This is a genomic window from Streptomyces sp. NPDC057424 (genome assembly GCF_042803315.1).
Taxonomy (GTDB): domain Bacteria; phylum Actinomycetota; class Actinomycetes; order Streptomycetales; family Streptomycetaceae; genus Streptomyces.
In genome coordinates, this window is sequence record NZ_JBHVCP010000037.1 from 23,382 (window position 1) to 40,163 (window position 16,782).

Genomic DNA, 16,782 nt, shown 5'->3' on the forward strand with positions numbered 1-16,782 from the left:
TGGGGCGTCTGCCTTCGCGTCGACTGGGTAGGGCTGCGATGACCCTTTGAAAGCCGTACTCGACAAGGAGGCCCCCGTGGCTGCGATGACTTTCCTTCCGCTCCCGGCCCAGTCCAAACCCGTGGCGGACCAGTCCGCCGACCTCGACGACCCTCACCATGCCGACCCCCGCTACTGCGTCTTCAGCTCCGAGAGCACCCACACCGAACTGCCGCTGACCAGCGAGCCCCCGCTGTCCGACGCCGAGCCCCTCACGAGTGAGCCGCCGCTCGCCGAAGCCGCTCCCCTGACCAGCGAGCCCTCGGCCTTCGTCCCGGATTTCACGAGGATGTAGATGACCGCACCCCGGCCGGCCGACCCGCCATCCGAGGACCTGTCCCGCCTCGCCGTCCTGCACGGCGTCGCCACTTCCTACAGCCCGTCCCCGGACCGCACGGTCCCGGCCTCGGCCACCGCGGTCACCCTGACCCTGGCCGCCCTCGGCGTGGACGCGAGCACGCCCGGCGCCGTCCGCGCCGCGCTCGCGGCCCGCGAGCGGGAACGGGACGAACGGCTGCTGCCGCCGACCGTGGCCGGCTGGAGCGGCAGCCCCCCGGCCGCCCTGGCGGCGCTCCCCGAGGGGACCCGGCTGCGGATCGACACCGAGCAGGGCGAGAGCCGCACCTCGGCGGACGCCCTCCCGCCCGGCGTCCACCGGCTGACCGCCACCACCCCCGACGGCCGCACCGCCGCGGCCCACCTGATCGTCGCCCCGCCCCGCCTGCCCACCCCCGCGGGACGGTCCTGCGGACTGCTCGTCCAGCTCTACTCCCTGCTGTCCCGCCGTTCCTGGGGCATGGGCGACCTCGGTGACCTCGCCGAGCTGGCCGGCTGGGCCGGGCGGTCGCTCGGCGCCGGGTTCGTCCAGGTCAACCCGCTGCACGCGGCCGTGCCCGGAGCCCCCACCGACCCCTCCCCGTACCGCCCCTCCTCGCGTCGCTTCCCCGACCCGGTGCACCTGCGCATCGAGGACGTCCCCGAGGCCGCCTACGCCGAGGACCCCGAACGCCTGCGCGCCCTGCTGGAAAGGGCCGGCCGGTTGCGCGAAGCGGTGCTGCGCAACGGCGCGTTGATCGACCGGGACGCCGTGTGGGAACTCAAGCGGGAGGCGCTGGAGCTGCTCGGCGAGGTCCCCCTCGGCCCCGGCCGGCGCGCCGCCTACTGCGACTTCCTCGCCGAGCAGGGCCAGGCCCTGGAGGACCACGCCACCTGGTGCGCGCTCGCCGAGGTGCACGGCTCGGACTGGCACCGCTGGCCGACCGGCCTGCGCGACCCGCGTTCGGCCGAGACCGCCCAGGCCCGCAACGGCCTCATGGACCGGGTCGACTTCTGGTCCCGGCTCGCCTGGCTCACCGACACCCAGCTGACCGCCGCGCAGCGCGCCGGGCGCGAGGCCGGGATGCCGGTCGGGATCGTGCACGACCTCGCGGTCGGCGTACACCCCGGGGGCGCCGACGCCTGGGCGCAGCAGGAGCACTTCGCCGCCGGCATGTCGGTGGGCGCTCCACCGGACGCCTTCAACGCCCGCGGCCAGGACTGGGGCCTGCCGCCCTGGCGCCCCGACCGTCTGGCCGAGTCCGGCTACGCCCCGTTCCGCGAGCTGCTGCGCGCCCTGTTCCGTTACGCCGGTGCCCTGCGCATCGACCACGTCATGGGCCTGTTCCGCCTCTGGTGGGTCCCGCAGGGCCACCCGCCCACCGAGGGCACCTACGTCCGCTACGACGCCGAGGCCATGCTCGCCGTCCTCGTCCTGGAGGCCTCCCGGGCCGGGGCGCTGGTGATCGGCGAGGACCTCGGCACCGTCGAGCCCGGCGTCCGCGAGGCGCTGCGCGAGCGCGGCGTGCTCGGCACGAGCGTCCTGTGGTTCGAGCGCGACTGGGAGGGCGACGGACGCCCCCTGCCCCCCGACGGCTGGCGCGCCGACTGCCTGGCCACCGCCACCACCCACGACCTGCCCTCCACGGCCGCCCGCCTCACCGGTGAGCACGTCGAGCTCCGCGACAGCCTGGGCCTGCTGACCCGCCCCCTGGAGGAGGAGCGCGCCGAGGCCGCCGCCGACGCCGGGGAGTGGCTGGCCCTGCTCTCCCGGCTCGGCCTGCTGCACGGCACGGGCGGCGGCAGCGACACCTCGTCGGAGGAGGCCGAGATCCAGGCCGTGCACCGCTTCCTGCTGCGCACCCCGGCCCGCATGATCGGCGTCTGGCTCCCTGACGGCGTCGGCGACCGCCGCCCGCAGAACCTCCCCGGAACCTGGGACCAGTACCCGAACTGGCGGCTGCCGATCGCGGACGCGCAGGGGCGGCCGGTGACGCTGGAGGACCTGGCGGCCTCGCCGCGGCTGCACGCGCTGATGGAGGTGCTCAGGGAGGGCGGCACATGAGGCGAGGGCTTCTTACGGCACCCCGGGCGCGCGTCCCGGGTCGGCGTTGGATACTTTGACACCGTGGACAAGAAGAACGCCCTGCGCGCCGGCGCCCTGGCAGCCGGTACGACGCTGATGATGCTGCTCATGTCGTCCCCCGCGAGCGCGCTCAACCGCGACGACGGTGACGACCCCGGCCCGGGCCTGAGCGTCATCGAGACGCTGGGCCTCTTCGTCGTGGCCCCGATCGTGCTGTACCTGGTCATCCACGGTCTGGTGATGATCGGCGACAAGTCGCACCAGAAGAAGGACCCGACCAGCTCCAACATCGCCACCAAGGCCGACGCGAAGAGCGAGGTCAAGGCCTGACCAGCGTTCCTCTTCGAGGGCGCCGTCGCGATATCCGCGACGGCGCCCTCGTCGTGTCAGGCCCTGTCCGTCCCGGCCAGTAGGTCCCGCAGCAGATCGGCCAGCTGCCCGGCCCGCCGCGCGCCCAGGGCGGACAGCGCCTCCGTCTGGACCGCCAGCCCCGCCCCGACCGCCTCGTCGACCAGTTTCAGGCCCTCGCTCGTGAGCGTGACGTGCAGCCCGCGCCGGTCGTGCGGGTCGGGAGAGCGGCGCAGCAGCCCCGCCCGCTCCAGCTTGTCCAGCCGTCCCGTCATGCCGCCGGTGGTGAGCATCAGCGTCGCGGAGAGCTGCCGGGGCGAGAGCGTGTAGGGCTCGCCGGAGCGGCGCAGGGTCGCCAGGACGTCGAACTCCCCGCGGGCGATCCCGAACTGCTCGTACGCCTTCCCCACCCGCTCGCCGATCGCGTGCGAGAGCCGGTTGATCCGGCCGAAGACCTCCATGGCGGCGGTGTCCAGGTCGGGCCGGACCGTCGCCCACTGGTCGATGATCGCGTCGACGGGGTCCTTGCGCTGCTCCGGGCGTTCGCTCATGCCACGAGTATCGGCCGCCTCTCGGTCACCTGCAAGAAAGTGGCTTGACTATAAGTTGCTTAGCGTTAAGCTACTTTCTGCCGACCTACTCCGAAGGGTGTCTTCCATGGCCACCTCCCGACCGGCCCTCATCACCCTCACCGCCCTCGCACCCGTCTCCTGGGGCACGACCTACGCGGTCACCACCGAGTTCCTCCCGCCCGACCGCCCCCTGTTCACCGCCCTGGTGCGTGCCCTGCCCGCCGGTCTGCTGCTGCTCGCCCTCGCCCGGATGCTCCCGCGCGGCGCCTGGTGGTGGAAGGCGACGGTGCTCGGCGCACTGAACATCGGCGCCTTCTTCCCGCTGCTGTTCCTCTCCGCCTACCGGCTGCCCGGCGGCCTGGCGGCGGTCGTCGGCTCGGCCGGTCCGCTGTTCGTGGCCGGCCTCTCGGTACTGCTTCTCGGGCAGCGGCCGTCGGCGCGCACGCTGGTGACCGGGGCCGTGGCCGCGTTCGGCGTCAGCCTCGTCGTGCTGCGGGCGGACGGGGCGCTGGACACGCTCGGCCTGCTGGCCGCCGTCGCCTCCACGGCGTCGATGTCGACCGGCATCGTGCTCACCCAGCGCTGGGGGCGCCCCGAGGGCGTCGGACCGCTGGCCCTCACCGGCTGGCAGCTGACCGCGGGAGGCCTGCTCATCGCGCCGCTCGCCTTCCTGGCCGAGGGCGCGCCACCGGCGCTGGACGGCCCGGCGGCCGGCGGCTACCTCTACCTCGCCGTCGCCAACACGGCGGTCGCGTACTGGCTGTGGTTCCGTGGCATCGGCCGTCTCACCGCCACCCAGGTCACCTTCCTCGGACCGCTCTCCCCGCTGACCGCGGCCGCCGTCGGGTGGGCGGCACTCGGACAGACGCTGACTCCGGTGCAACTGGCCGGCATGGGGCTGGCGTTCGGGGCGACCGTGGCGGGGCAGTTCGTCACCCGGCCCTCGCGAACCCCCGGCTCGGCCGGGAAAAACGTCCGCACAGCCGCGGCGGACGCGCGGGACGGGGCGTTGCGACGGTAGAGGCGGGCCCGCGGGCGCAGCGGCCCCGGTCGGCCACCCCCGGCCGTCAGGAGCCCTTGGCCGTCGGGAGCCCTTGGCCGCGCCGGGAGGAACGCCGCAGCGACTCTCGGCCGGTCCCGCCCACGGGTGGGCCGAGGGCAAGCGAAGGGGCGCCCGGCACACGCCGGGCGCCCCCACCGCTTCCGTGGCCGGTTACTCCCCGGCCGCCGCGTCCGCCCGCTGGGCCCGCAGGGCGCGCTCCACGCCCGCCCGGGACTCCGAGACCAGGCGCCGCAGGGCCGCGTTCGGCTCGGCCGAGGCCAGCCAGGCGTCCGTCCTGTCCAGGGTCTCCTGGGAGACCTGGACGGTCGGGTAGAGGCCGACGGCGATCTGCTGGGCCATCTCGTGGGAGCGGGACTCCCAGATGTCCTTGACCACCTCGAAGTACCGGTCCGCGTACGGGGCGAGCACCTCGCGCTGGTCGGTCTGGACGAAGCCGCCGATGACCGCCTCCTGCACGGCGTTCGGCAGCTTGTCGGAGTCCACGACCGACGCCCACGCCTCCGCCTTGGCCTCCGGCGTCGGACGGGCCGCCCGGGCCGTGGCCGCGTGGCGCTCACCGGCGGCCGTGCGGTCGCGGTCGTACTCGCCCGAGATCTCCGCCTCGTCGAACCGGCCGACCGCCGCGAGCCGCTGCACGAACGCCCACCGCAGCTCCGTGTCGACGACCAGGCCCTCGACGGTCTGCGAGCCGTCCAGCAGCGCGTCCAGCACGTCCAGCTGCTCGGGTGTACGGGCCGTCGCGGCGAACGCGCGCGCCCACGCCAGCTGGTGGTCGCTGCCCGGCGCGGCCGCCCGCAGGTGCGCCAGCGTCGCGTCGGTCCAGCGGGCCAGCAGCGCCTCACGGGCGGCCGGGTCGGCGTACAGGTCGATCGCCAGCTTCACCTGCCGCTGCAGCGACTGCACGACACCGATGTCCGACTCCTTGCCGATGCCGGACAGCACCAGGGACAGGTAGTCGCGGGCCGCGAGCTGGGCATCGCGGGTCATGTCCCAGGCCGACGCCCAGCACAGGGCGCGCGGCAGGGAGGACTCGAAGTCGCCCAGGTGCTCCGTGACGAAGGCCAGGGACTGCTCGTCCAGGCGGACCTTCGCGTACGACAGGTCGTCGTCGTTGAGCAGGATCACGGCCGGGCGGCGCCGCCCGGCCAGCTGCGGAACGGCCGTCAGCTCGCCGTCGACGTCCAGCTCGATCCGCTCGTCGCGGACCAGCTTGCCGCTGACGTCATCGAGCTCGTACAGGCCGACGGCGATCCGGTGCGGCCGCAGTGTCGGCTCGCCCTTGGCACCGGCGGGCAGGGCCGGGGCCTCCTGACGGATCGCGAAGGAGGTGACGACACCGTCCGCGTCCGTCTCGATCTCCGGGCGCAGCACGTTGATGCCGGCGGCCTGGAGCCACTTCTCCGACCAGGTCTTCAGGTCGCGGCCGGAGGTCTCCTCCAGTGCCCCCAGCAGGTCCGACAGGCGCGTGTTGCCGTAGGCGTGGCGCTTGAAGTACGCCTGCACGCCCAGGAAGAACTCGTCCATGCCGACGTAGGCGACGAGCTGCTTCAGGACGCTGGCGCCCTTGGCGTACGTGATGCCGTCGAAGTTGACCAGGACGTCGTCCAGGTCCCGGATCTCCGCCATGATCGGGTGGGTGGACGGCAGCTGGTCCTGCCGGTACGCCCAGGTCTTCATGGAGTTGGCGAAGGTGGTCCACGCGTGCGGCCACCGGCTCCCGGGCGCGTGCGCCTGGCAGGCGATCGAGGTGTACGTGGCGAACGACTCGTTCAGCCACAGGTCGTTCCACCACTCCATGGTCACGAGGTCGCCGAACCACATGTGGGCCAGCTCGTGCAGGATGGTCTCCGCGCGCACCTCGTACGCCGCGTCCGTCACCTTCGACCGGAACACGTACTGGTCGCGGATGGTCACCGCGCCCGCGTTCTCCATCGCGCCCGCGTTGAACTCCGGCACGAACAGCTGGTCGTACTTCTTGAACGGGTACGCGTAGTCGAACTTCTCCTGGAACCAGTCGAAGCCCTGCCGGGTCACCTCGAAGATGGCGTCCGAGTCGAGGTACTCGGCGAGCGAGGGGCGGCAGTAGATTCCCAGCGGGACGGACTGGCCGTCCTTCTCGTACACGCTGTGCACCGAGTGGTACGGGCCGACGATCAGCGCCGTGATGTACGACGAGATGCGCGGAGTCGGCTCGAACTCCCAGACGCTGTCCTGCGGTTCGGGCGTCGGCGAGTTGGAGATGACCGTCCAGCCCTCGGGCGCCTTCACGGTGAACTGGAAGGTCGCCTTCAGATCGGGCTGCTCGAAGCTCGCGAACACCCGGCGAGCGTCCGGCACCTCGAACTGGGTGTAGAGGTAGGCTTGGTCGTCGACCGGGTCGACGAACCGGTGCAGACCCTCACCGGTGTTGGTGTACGCGCAGTCGGCGACCACCCGGAGGATGTTGCGGCCGTGGAGCAGTCCGGGCAGCGTGATCCGGGAGTCCGCGAAGACCTCGGCCGGGTCGAGGGAGTCCCCGTTCAGGGTCACCTCGTGCACGGCCGGCGCCACCAGGTCGATGAACGACTCCGCGCCGTTCTCGGCCGTCACGTCGAAGCGCACCGTGGTCACGGACCGGTAGGTGCCGCCCTCCTGCGCGCCGGAGAGATCGAGCTCGATCTCGTACGAGTCAACGGCGAGCAGCTGCGCCCGCTGCTGCGCCTCTTCGCGGGTCAGGTTTGTGCCAGGCACGCGGTCATCTCCTCGTTATGGGTGGGTTGCGCCATCTTTCCACGGCGGCTCGGCGTCAGGCGACGACCGGGGCGTCTCCTAGGGATACCCCTCGGGTGGTGAGGGTCCGGGCGAACGCGCGCACCGCCGCCGTCCGCCCGTCCCGGTGCCGCACCGGGCCCGGAGCCGGCTCCGGCACGCCCTCCACTTGGCGTCGCCGGGACGCTCGACCGGTCCGAAGAAGCGGGTCAGCCCGCCCCGCCGTCGAGCAGCCAGTTGTAGCGCAGCCACAGCGCCCGCTCCGTGCTGGCGGCCACAGTGGCGAGCCCGACCACGACGTTTCCCCATGCCGGTAGATCAATGGGCGAGGTGAAGGTCCCGACGTACTGGGCGACGCCCTCCGGCGCCCGGGTGACCTGTTCGGCGGCGTGCATGTTCATGCGCTCCGGCAGCGTGAGGCGCCGGCCCCGTCCGCCCGTGCGGTCACGCGGGCGGACGGGGCCGTGGGCACCAGCTGGCGCGACGTGCCGTTCTCAGCTGTCGGCGCCATGAGCTGCTCGGCGATGCCGCGCCGAGCTGTGGCAGGACTGGACAGGTGTTCAGCGCGCTCACGCCAGGAAGCCTCGATCATCTGCGCGAACGGGCACGGGCCCAGCGGGAGAACTTCCCACAGGCCTTCCTGGAAGCGTTCGACGACCCGGCCGTGGTACTTGTCCACGTCCGGGCCGTCGAGTACGGCTGTTTCCTCTACGAGGTGCGCAGGGACTAGCCCTGCAGCTCCGCAGCCACCAGCTCCGCGATCTGGATCGCGTTCAGGGCGGCGCCCTTGCGGAGGTTGTCGTTGGAGACGAAGAGCGCGAGGCCGTTGTCCACCGTCTCGTCGCGGCGGATGCGGCCGACGTAGGACGGGTCCTTGCCGGCGGCCTGGAGGGGGGTGGGGATGTCCGTGACGACGACGCCGGGGGCGTCCTGCAGGAGCTCCGTGGCGCGCTCCGGGCTCAGCGGACGGGCGAAGCGGGCGTTGACCTGGAGGGAGTGGCCGGAGAAGACCGGGACGCGCACGCAGGTGCCGGAGACCTTCAGCTCGGGGATCTCCAGGATCTTGCGGGACTCGTTGCGGAGCTTCTGCTCCTCGTCGGTCTCGTTCAGACCGTCGTCGACGATCGAACCCGCCAGCGGCAGTACGTTGAAGGCGATGGGGCGCTTGTAGACGCCCGGCTCCGGGAAGTCGACCGCCTCACCGTCGTGCGTGAGCTGGTCCGCGTCGGCGACGACCTTCTGCGTCTGCCCGTGCAGCTCGGCGACGCCCGCCAGGCCGGAACCGGAGACCGCCTGGTACGTGGCGACGACCAGGGCCTCGAGGCCCGCCTCGTCGTGCAGCGGGCGCAGGACCGGCATCGCGGCCATGGTCGTGCAGTTCGGGTTGGCGATGATGCCCTTGGGGCGGTTCCTGATCGCGTGCGGGTTGACCTCGGAGACGACCAGGGGGACCTCCGGGTGCTTGCGCCACGCGGAGGAGTTGTCGATCACGACCGCGCCCTGCGAGGCGACCTTTTCGGCCAGCGCCTTGGACGTGGCACCGCCCGCGGAGAACAGCACGATGTCCAGGCCGGTGTAGTCGGCGGTCGCCGCGTCCTCCACCGTCACGCCGTCCAGCTCCGAGCCCGCCGAACGGGCCGAGGCGAACAGACGCAGCTCCGTGACCGGGAAGTTCCGTTCCTTGAGGATCCTGCGCATGACCGTGCCCACCTGTCCGGTGGCTCCGACGATTCCGACCCTCACGGTGACTCCCTCTCCTGCGTCTCTTCACGTTCTCGTTGCTTGGCCGAGGCTTTTCCATCATGCGGCCGACCACGGCCCGCCTGTCCACTTCTTTCCCCGGTCTGCCCGGAGAGTGGGACGGCCTGTCCCGCTCCATGGTTGCGGACCTGCGGTGTCGACCCCGCTGAGCTGGAGGAATTCGTCCGGCAGGGGTCGTCCGCCGCAAGCTCGCCTGCCCATGCCGGTCCCGGCCACACGGAAGTGTGATGTACGCCTCTGTCGCCGGGCCGGCACGCGTCGGGAAAACGACCGAACGTTCCGCGGCGTGCCGGCGTCGTAGGAGAAACACGGTGAGGGGGGTGGCTTGTGCTGCTGCGCGGGAGGGCCCGGCGCGCCCGGGAGGCGCACGCCGCGACCGGCGGCGATCCGCTGGACGCGGCCGATCCGCCGAGCGAGGCCGATCCGCTGGACGCGGCACAGGAGCGCCGGGTGCGGGCGGTGCTCGCGCTCGGCGGGGTGCCGCAGGCGGACCTGCCGGACGGGGTGCAGCAGGTCCGCCTGCGGCTGCTGGAACGGGCCGCGAGTGGCCGGGAGGCGCCGCGGGACGTCTCGGCGTGGGCGGCGGTCGTCGCCTCCAACCTCGCCATGGACTGGCACCGGGCCAGGCGCCGCCAGGAGCGCCTCGGAGAGCGGCTGGCCGCCCTGCGCCAGCCGGCGCATCCCTCCGGCGAGGACAGCAGCGTGCTGTCCGTCGCCGTCGCCCAGGGCCTGGACGAGCTGCCCGACGCCCAGCGCCAGGTCGTCGTCCTGCGCTTCTACGCCGACCTGCCGCTCCGGTCCATCGCCGAGCTGCTCGGCGTCCCCGAGGGCACGGTCAAGAGCCGGCTGCACACGGCGGTACGGGCCCTGCGCGCCCGCCTGCACGAGGACGAGGTGGTGTGACGTGACCGCCCGGAACGACGACGACCGGCGCCATGGAGAGCGTGACGGCGGCGGTGAGTACGACGGTATGGACCCGCTGATGGCCGTACTCGCCGGGGACCCCGTCCCGGAGGAGGCCCGCCGGGACGCGGCCTTCATGGCCGCCCATGATGCGGCGGCGGCGGATGTGGCACTGCTCCGGCGACAGCTCGGGCTGCTCGGGGACACGCTGGCTCGGGCGGGTGAGGCGGAGGCCGGTGCGGACACCGGAACGCCGGCGGAGCGAACCGAGCCGGGGCCGGGGGCGACTGCCGGGTCCGGGCCGGGCGGGCTGTCCGCGGCGGCCGGAGGCGAGGGCGCGGCCGAGCCGGGAGGGGGCGGTGGCTCGCCGGTCACGGCGCTGTCCTCGCGGCGGCGCACCCGGCCCGCACCCCGCGCCGTCGCCCTGAAGGGCCTCGTCGCGGCCGTCGGTGCCAGTCTCGTGATCGGTATGGGCTGGCTCGTCACCCAGAGCGGCGGCATGGGCGCCGGGGGCGACCAGGGCGCCGCCTCCGACAGTGCCGGCGGCCGGCCGCAGACCAGTGGGGAGGACGCGAAGCTCGGCCACGCCGGGTATCTCGCCTGTGCCCGGATCGTCGTGGAGGGCACCGTCGCCGGGGTCGAGACCCTCCCCGGCACCGGCCGGGACCGGATCACCCTCGACGTGGCGCGGTACTACAAGCCGGACAAGGGCCGAAAGCGGATCACTTTCCCCGTGGAGACCGGCGTCGAGCCCCGGCTGCGGGCCGGTGACCACGTTCTCGTCGGTATCCCCGGCGGGCAGGCCGGGCCGGACATGTGGACCACGGGGGAGAAGGAGATCGCCCGCGACCGGGCGTGGATCACCGAGGCGCTGCCGGCCTCGCGCACCTCCCCGTGCCGGTAGGAACAGCAAGGGCGGGCGTCCCACCGGAACGCCCGCCCCAGGTTGCCGCGATACCGCTACGGCAGCACCTTCTCGATCTTCACGCTGCCCAGGCCCGCGACCGTGCCGCGCGCGTTGACCAGCTGGACCTGGCCGAAGAACTCACGCCCCTCGGGAGCGGCCGCCGCGGCGGTGACGCTGCCCGAGACCGTCGCGGAGTCGCCCGTGCCGAGCTTCACCGGTGCCGACCCGTCGACGGTGATGCTGCCGAGGGAGGCGGAGAAGAACACGTCCTGGTAGTCGTACTCGGTGGTGCCGGCCGGCACGGAGTAGCCGACGACCTCGACGGTGTACTTCCCGGCGGCCGGGGACGGCACGGAGACCGACTCCTCCGAGTCACCGTCGGCGGAGCTGCCGACCTGCGTGCCCGACGCGTCGTACACGGCGAGGTCCAGGTCCGCGGCCGCGTCCGAGACACCGCCGATGGCGACGTCCAGCGACTTGGCGCCCGCGGGCACCTCGACCGTCGTGGTCTGGGTCTCGCCCTGCCCGATCGACGGACGGGCCGCCTTCGACGAGCCGAGCGGGCCGCCCACCAGCTTGCCGTCCAGCGCGGCGAAGCCGTTCGTCACCTTCCAGGAGGCGGCGGCCGGGGTACCGACCTTCGCCTCGGGCACGGTCACGGTCTCCGGGTCGAAGGCCGCGCCGAGGACGGCGACATCCAGCTTGTACGGGTTGTTCAGCAGCGGCGACGTACGGCGCGACTCGACCTCGATCTCCCATACGCCGGGCTGCGGGTCCGCGTACGAACGCAGGTCCGGGCGGCAGGTGTTGGCCGGGTTGGGGTAGTCCGGGTAGCAGTTGATCGTCGACGTCGGGTCGGACGGGACGCCGTACGGGTGGATGGAGATGAACCGGGTCTGGCTCTTGTCCTTCAGCCCGCTCATCGCGACCTCGAGCGTCTTCGCGCCCTCGGGGACGGTGACGAAGTAGTGCCGCGTGCTGTTGCGCTGCACCGAACCCTTCGCGGAGTACGTGTACTTCAGCGGCGCCGAGACGACCACCGTGCTCAGGACCTGCCGGTCGATGCCCTCGGTCTTCGGGTCGTCGACCTCGAGGATCGCACTCTTGATGCCCGCGGACTTCGGCGCGGCCTGGACCTTGACGGTCACCGGCTTGTTCAGCGGCAGCCTCACCTCGTCGGAGCCGACGATGCGGAACGTACGGCCCGCGTTGTTCTCGAAGTGCAGCTCGTGCCGGATCGCCTTGTCGGCGCCGGACGTACGGGTGAGGGTGATCTCGTACGTCTTCTTCTGGCCGGCCTTCAGGCCGCCTTCACGGTCGTAGAGGCCCGTGCCGTAGCCCGGGGTCTTCAGGAACTGGTCGATCGCGGTGTCGACGGGCGCCTTGACCGTGTAGGAGTGCGCGGTGGCGTCGTCGCGGATGGCGTCCCAGGCGTCCTCGATGTTCATGAGGCCCACGCCCTCCTCGTACGCCTGCACACCCTTGATGTGGTCGGCGGTGGAGGTCAGGGCCGTGCGCAGGGTGGCCGGGGTGAGGTCGATCTTCTTCTGCTTGGCGGCTGAGATCAGCAGCGCCGACGCACCGGCGGCCTGCGGGGAGGCCATCGAGGTGCCCTGGAGCATGCCGTAGCCGGCCGGCAGGGTGTAGCCCGCCTCGGCGACCGGCTGGCCCGGCATCCAGGTCTGGATGGTGTTGATCGCCGCGCCCGGGGCGACCAGGGTCGGCGTGAAGCCGCCGTCCTCACGCGGGCCGCGCGAGGAGAACGGCATCATCGCGTACTTCTTCTTCACGACCGAGCCGTAGTTGGCGGCCCAGGTCTCCCTGGAGACGGACGCGCCGACCGAGATGACCTTGTCGGCCAGGGACGGGTCGCCGATGGTGTTGGCGCCGGGGCCGGAGTTGCCCGCGGAGATCACCAGCTGGACGCCGTAGTCGTCGATGAGCCGCGTGTACAGCTCGGCGCGCGCGTTGTTGCCGTCGTTCAGCGCCGGCAGGCCGCCGATGGACATGTTGACGATGTCGACGCCGCGCTGGGTGACGAGGTCGATCATGCCCTCGGTCAGCGCCACGTTGGTGCAGCCGCCCGACCAGGTGCAGGCGCGGGAGGAGACCAGCTTGGCGCCCGGGGCGGCACCGTCCATCTTCCCGCCGAACAGGCCGTTGGCGGCGGTGATGCCGGCGACGTGCGTGCCGTGCTCGGACTCGATGACGCCGATGTTGACGAAGTCGGACTTCTTGCCGACCCAGGAGCCGCCCAGCGGGTCCATCGGGACGTCCTTGCGGATCTCCACGACGAACGGCTGCCGCTCGGCGATGTCCGTCTTCGGGTCGTCGGTGCCGAAGTACCCGACCTGGTGGCCGTCCTTGTACGGCTTCATCGGGGTGTCGTCGGCGAAGTCGTTGTTGTTGTTCAGGTCGACCCTGACCGTGCCGGACTTCGCGTCGTACAGCACACCCCAGGCGTCGGTGGTGTCGCCGTCCCGGTTGGCGTCGCCCTTGGCGTCGCCGCCGGTGGTGTACGACTCCTTGAAGAGGCTGACGGCGTACGAGCCCGCCGGCGCCTTCCACGACTGGCCCTGGTAGGTGAAGGCCGGGCCGGACACGGCCGTGACCATCGGGCGCCAGGTGTTGTCGTTGTCGATGATCGGGTCGGTCGCCGTCACCCAGTCGACGATCTTCCGCTCACCTGTCGTCGTCTTCTGCAGCGCCGGGTGGCCGAGGTCCACGCCGGAGTCGAGGATGCCGATGGTGACGCCGCGGCCGTCCGCCTTCGGGTGGTCCTCGACGAAGTCGACCGCGCCCGTCTCGAAGGACGGGTTGTACGGGTTCTCGGCCGGGGTCTTCTTCCCCGGCCCCGAGTACCTTCCCTTTGCGGCCTTGGCGCCCCTGACGGCGTCCGCGCTCGGCGTCGGGTCGTCCAGCGGGATCTCCTCGCGCAGGTCGATGCCGTGCACGGAGGAGAGCTTGGCGGCGGCGGCGATCGCCGAGTCCGCCCTGGTCGTCGGGACGGTGGCGCGGACGTAGCCCAGCTTGTCGTCGGCCCGGCCCACCGAGCCGCCCTTGACCGCGTCCAGCTTTCCGGCGACCTGCTCGGTCTTCCCGGGCGCGGTGGCGATCATCATCGTGACGGTCTTGTCGCCGTCGGCCTTGGCCTCCGCGAGCAGGTCCGCGTCGTCCGAACCGAGCTTGGCGTGCGCGGACTTGACGTCCGCGTCGGCCGGAGTCGAAGCGCCCGGCCCGTCGGCGGAGAAGGCCAGCGGGACCGGCCCGGCCGCGGAGAGCGCGGCGACGAGGCCGGCGGCCACGGCGATGCGTGCCACACGTCTCCGGCCCCGTATCGGGTCGTGCTGGGGGGTGAGGGTCATCGGCATCCCTTGTAGGTAAAGGAACGAGCGGTAAGCGACCGGGGCCCGATCGGTCCTGGTCGCACACGGTCCGAACGGCAAGTCCGGACGATCGCACAGCCTTACGCAAGGGGAAGTTCTTTGGGGAGGGTTGACTCAAACGAAATGGATGTATGGGGAAAACCCGCGATGCGTTTTGTGAGCATCAGTCCTGAAGATGGTAAAGAAATCGGTTAACGTCCCTGAGTGCGAAAGAAGTTGAGGGTGGCGGCCTACGCCATATGCGTCCGGGACGGACAGATCCTCCTCGCCCGCTCGCCCGCCCGGGACGGCACGCCCGAGTGGGTCGTGCCGGGCGGCGGCATGGAGCACGGCGAGGACCCCTACGACACCGTCCGGCGGGAGGTGGAGGAGGAGACCGGGTACCGCATCGAGGTGACCGGGCTGCTCGGCGTGAACTCCTTCCACCGCGTCTTCCGCGACGGCTTCGGACCCGCCGTCGACCATCACGGCGTCCGGCTCGTCTACGAGGGCCGGATCGCCGGCGGTGAACTGCGCAACGAACTGAACGGCTCCACCGACCTCGCCGCCTGGCAGGACCTGGACGCGGTCCCCGGTCTCGTCCGGGTGCCGATGGTCGACGTCGCCCTGCGGATGTGGCGCGAACGCCCGGTCACCGGACGGCTGGCCGACGCCCTGGAGTAGGTGCACTGCCCGGGAAGATGAACGCCGCGTGACCGGCTCCGGGCCGTATCCGGAGCGGGCGGCGACGCGCAGGGTAGTCCAAGATCCACGTACGGTGATCGGCGCTGCCCGTTGCCGCCTCGTTTACGCGCAGGTCATTCCCGGTGCCAACGATCCAGTACGAGCGGGGTGTTCACGTCGTGAACACCCCGCGACCACTGCCGACGCGTTCGCACTCGGGGAGAGAAGCGCATGTCGCGCACACGCTCAGTCGCCGGCTCCGGCCAGGGCATCCACCGTCGTTCCGTCCTCGCCGCCACCGGCGCCGTGGCCCTCTCCGGGGGCGTCGGCTACGCCCTGCGGCCCAGCGACAGCCAGGCCGCCACCACCGGGGAGAGCACCGCGGCCGTAGCCGCGTCCTCGCGTCAGGCACCCGCGGCGCCGCTGGCCCCGTACACCAAGGGCACCACCGTGGCGTCCGTCGCCGCCCCGCGTGGCGGCTCCGGCTACCGGCGCCTGGGCGAGGGTCCCGGCTGGCAGCGGGTCGTCCGCTCCGAGCTGGCCGCCCCCAAGTCCGGCCGCGCCGGGCGCCGTACCGCGCTCGCGGCGTTCGTGCAGCTCACCGACCTGCACATCATCGACGCCCAGCACCCGCTCCGCCTGGAGTACCTGCGCTCGGCCGACATCCACGCCTGGCGGCCGCACGAGGCGCTGACCGTGCAGGGCGCGATCGCGCTCGTGGAGCGGATCAACGCGCTGCGGGGCGCCCCCGTCACCGGCGCCCCGCTGCACTTCGCCATGACCACCGGCGACAACACGGACAACAACGCCAAGTCCGAGCTGGAGTGGTTCCTGAAGATCATGAGCGGTGGGCGCATCACGCCCAACACCGGCGACCCGCGTCGGTACGAGGGCGTGCAGAACAGCGGCCTCAAGCAGTACTGGCAGCCGGACGCCGCCGTCCGCGACAGCGACAAGCAGGCCGGCTTCCCCCGCCTCGACGGCTTCCTCAAGGCCGCGATCCGTGAGGTGCGGAGCCCCGGCCTCAACCTGCCCTGGTACTCGACCGTCGGCAACCACGACTCCCTCCCGATGGGCTGCTACGCCTCGCACGGTGACGCGTACCTCACCGAACTCGCCGTCGGCGGCAAGAAGCTGATGGACGTGACCGCGGCCGAGGCGCAGCGGCTCCAGGCGCAGATCAAGAAGGCCCGGGACCCCGAGGGCGTCCGCTACCACGACTTCCTCACGTCCCACGCCCGCGGCATGCGTTCGGTCACCCCCGACGAGAAGCGCGCGCCCTTCACCCCGGCCGAGTACCTCCGGGCGCACCTGGATCCGGCCTACCGCGGCGTCGGCCCGGCCGGCCACGGCTACTCCTCCGCCAACCTGGACGCGGGCACCCAGTACTACGCCTTCCGCGTCTCCGACGACGTCATCGGCATCAGCCTGGACACCACCGACGCGGGCGGCCACTACGAGGGCTCCCTCGGCAGCGCCCAGCTGCGGTGGCTCGACAAGACGCTGCGGGACAACAAGGACTCCTACGCGGTGATCTTCAGCCACCACACCAGCAGGACGATGACCAACACCCGCCGCGACCCGGCCCGCCCCCAGGAGCGCCGGCACAACGGCCAGGAGGTCCTCGCCCTGCTCGGCGGTCACCGCAACGTGCTCGCCTGGGTGAACGGCCACATCCACAAGAACGTCATCACGCCGCACTCCCCGTCCGGCGGCCGTTCCTTCTGGGAGATCTCCACCGCCTCCCACGTGGACTTCCCGCAACTGGCCCGGATCATCGAGCTGACCGACAACAAGGACGGCACGATCTCCCTGTTCACGACCCTGGTGGAGTCCTCGGCCCCGCACCGCACGGACTTCTCCGACCTCTCCCAGACCGGCCTCGCGGCCCTCTACCGCGAACTGTCCCTCAACGCCCCCGGCGCGAGCACGACCCTCGGCGGCGACCCGGAGGACCGCAACACCGAACTGGTGCTCAAGAAGGGCTGAGA

At 72.1% G+C, this 16,782-nt stretch carries 14 protein-coding genes; 9 read left to right on the forward strand and 5 right to left on the reverse strand.

Annotated features, from left to right (window positions below; translation table 11 throughout):
* The first annotated feature begins 76 nt into the window (after positions 1–76).
* The 3 genes from ACFU3E_RS25850 to ACFU3E_RS25860 all read left to right on the forward strand — a co-directional run bounded on the left by ACFU3E_RS25850 (position 77) and on the right by ACFU3E_RS25860 (position 2,770).
* Positions 77–334, forward strand: coding sequence for a hypothetical protein (locus ACFU3E_RS25850; RefSeq protein ID WP_384162747.1), 258 nt, complete (start codon positions 77–79; stop codon positions 332–334).
* Complete coding sequence (gene malQ / locus ACFU3E_RS25855) at positions 335–2,419, forward strand: 4-alpha-glucanotransferase (RefSeq protein ID WP_384162750.1); 2,085 nt, start codon at positions 335–337, stop codon at positions 2,417–2,419. It begins immediately after the preceding gene.
* 63 nt (positions 2,420–2,482) lie between these two features.
* Positions 2,483–2,770 (forward strand): hypothetical protein, encoded by a 288-nt coding sequence (locus tag ACFU3E_RS25860; RefSeq protein WP_384162753.1) that lies wholly within the window; start codon positions 2,483–2,485, stop codon positions 2,768–2,770.
* A 56-nt stretch (positions 2,771–2,826) separates the two neighbouring features.
* On the opposite strand, the gene ACFU3E_RS25865 is transcribed toward ACFU3E_RS25860, so the two are convergent.
* Positions 2,827–3,339, reverse strand: coding sequence for a MarR family winged helix-turn-helix transcriptional regulator (locus ACFU3E_RS25865; protein ID WP_384162756.1), 513 nt, complete (start codon positions 3,337–3,339; stop codon positions 2,827–2,829).
* A 106-nt stretch (positions 3,340–3,445) separates the two neighbouring features.
* Here ACFU3E_RS25865 and ACFU3E_RS25870 point away from each other — a divergent pair, with 106 nt between their 5' ends.
* Positions 3,446–4,381 (forward strand): EamA family transporter, encoded by a 936-nt coding sequence (locus tag ACFU3E_RS25870; RefSeq protein ID WP_384162759.1) that lies wholly within the window; start codon positions 3,446–3,448, stop codon positions 4,379–4,381.
* A gap of 192 nt (positions 4,382–4,573) precedes the next feature.
* On the opposite strand, the gene pepN is transcribed toward ACFU3E_RS25870, so the two are convergent.
* Both pepN and ACFU3E_RS25880 read right to left on the reverse strand, forming a co-directional pair.
* Positions 4,574–7,153: an aminopeptidase N gene (pepN, locus tag ACFU3E_RS25875; protein WP_384162762.1), complete on the reverse strand. Its 2,580-nt coding sequence runs from the start codon at positions 7,151–7,153 to the stop codon at positions 4,574–4,576.
* 227 nt (positions 7,154–7,380) lie between these two features.
* Positions 7,381–7,572 (reverse strand): hypothetical protein, encoded by a 192-nt coding sequence (locus tag ACFU3E_RS25880; protein WP_384162765.1) that lies wholly within the window; start codon positions 7,570–7,572, stop codon positions 7,381–7,383.
* A 191-nt stretch (positions 7,573–7,763) separates the two neighbouring features.
* Here ACFU3E_RS25880 and ACFU3E_RS25885 point away from each other — a divergent pair, with 191 nt between their 5' ends.
* On the forward strand, positions 7,764–7,901 hold the full coding sequence (locus tag ACFU3E_RS25885; RefSeq protein ID WP_384162882.1) for a DUF1203 domain-containing protein: 138 nt from the start codon (positions 7,764–7,766) through the stop codon (positions 7,899–7,901).
* Here the strand turns inward: ACFU3E_RS25885 and ACFU3E_RS25890 are convergent.
* A complete protein-coding gene (locus ACFU3E_RS25890; RefSeq protein WP_384162768.1) occupies positions 7,898–8,914 on the reverse strand; it encodes an aspartate-semialdehyde dehydrogenase in 1,017 nt (338 codons plus the stop codon). The genes ACFU3E_RS25885 and ACFU3E_RS25890 overlap by 4 nt on opposite strands.
* Positions 8,915–9,262: 348 nt before the next feature.
* On the opposite strand from ACFU3E_RS25890, the gene ACFU3E_RS25895 reads away from it, so the two are divergent.
* Positions 9,263–9,835, forward strand: a complete 573-nt coding sequence (locus tag ACFU3E_RS25895) for an RNA polymerase sigma factor (RefSeq protein ID WP_384162885.1) — start codon at positions 9,263–9,265, stop codon at positions 9,833–9,835.
* 1 nt (position 9,836) lies between these two features.
* Positions 9,837–10,739 (forward strand): hypothetical protein, encoded by a 903-nt coding sequence (locus tag ACFU3E_RS25900; protein ID WP_384162771.1) that lies wholly within the window; start codon positions 9,837–9,839, stop codon positions 10,737–10,739.
* A gap of 56 nt (positions 10,740–10,795) precedes the next feature.
* Here ACFU3E_RS25900 and ACFU3E_RS25905 read toward each other — a convergent pair whose 3' ends face one another.
* Positions 10,796–14,107, reverse strand: coding sequence for a S8 family serine peptidase (locus tag ACFU3E_RS25905; protein WP_384162774.1), 3,312 nt, complete (start codon positions 14,105–14,107; stop codon positions 10,796–10,798).
* 225 nt (positions 14,108–14,332) lie between these two features.
* Here ACFU3E_RS25905 and ACFU3E_RS25910 point away from each other — a divergent pair, with 225 nt between their 5' ends.
* Both ACFU3E_RS25910 and ACFU3E_RS25915 read left to right on the forward strand, forming a co-directional pair.
* On the forward strand, positions 14,333–14,791 hold the full coding sequence (locus tag ACFU3E_RS25910) for an NUDIX hydrolase (protein WP_384162777.1): 459 nt from the start codon (positions 14,333–14,335) through the stop codon (positions 14,789–14,791).
* Positions 14,792–15,022: 231 nt separating this feature from the next.
* The gene (locus ACFU3E_RS25915; protein WP_384162780.1) at positions 15,023–16,780 is read left to right on the forward strand and encodes a TIGR03767 family metallophosphoesterase; all 1,758 of its coding nucleotides are present in this window, start codon (positions 15,023–15,025) and stop codon (positions 16,778–16,780) included.
* Positions 16,781–16,782 lie beyond the last annotated feature (2 nt).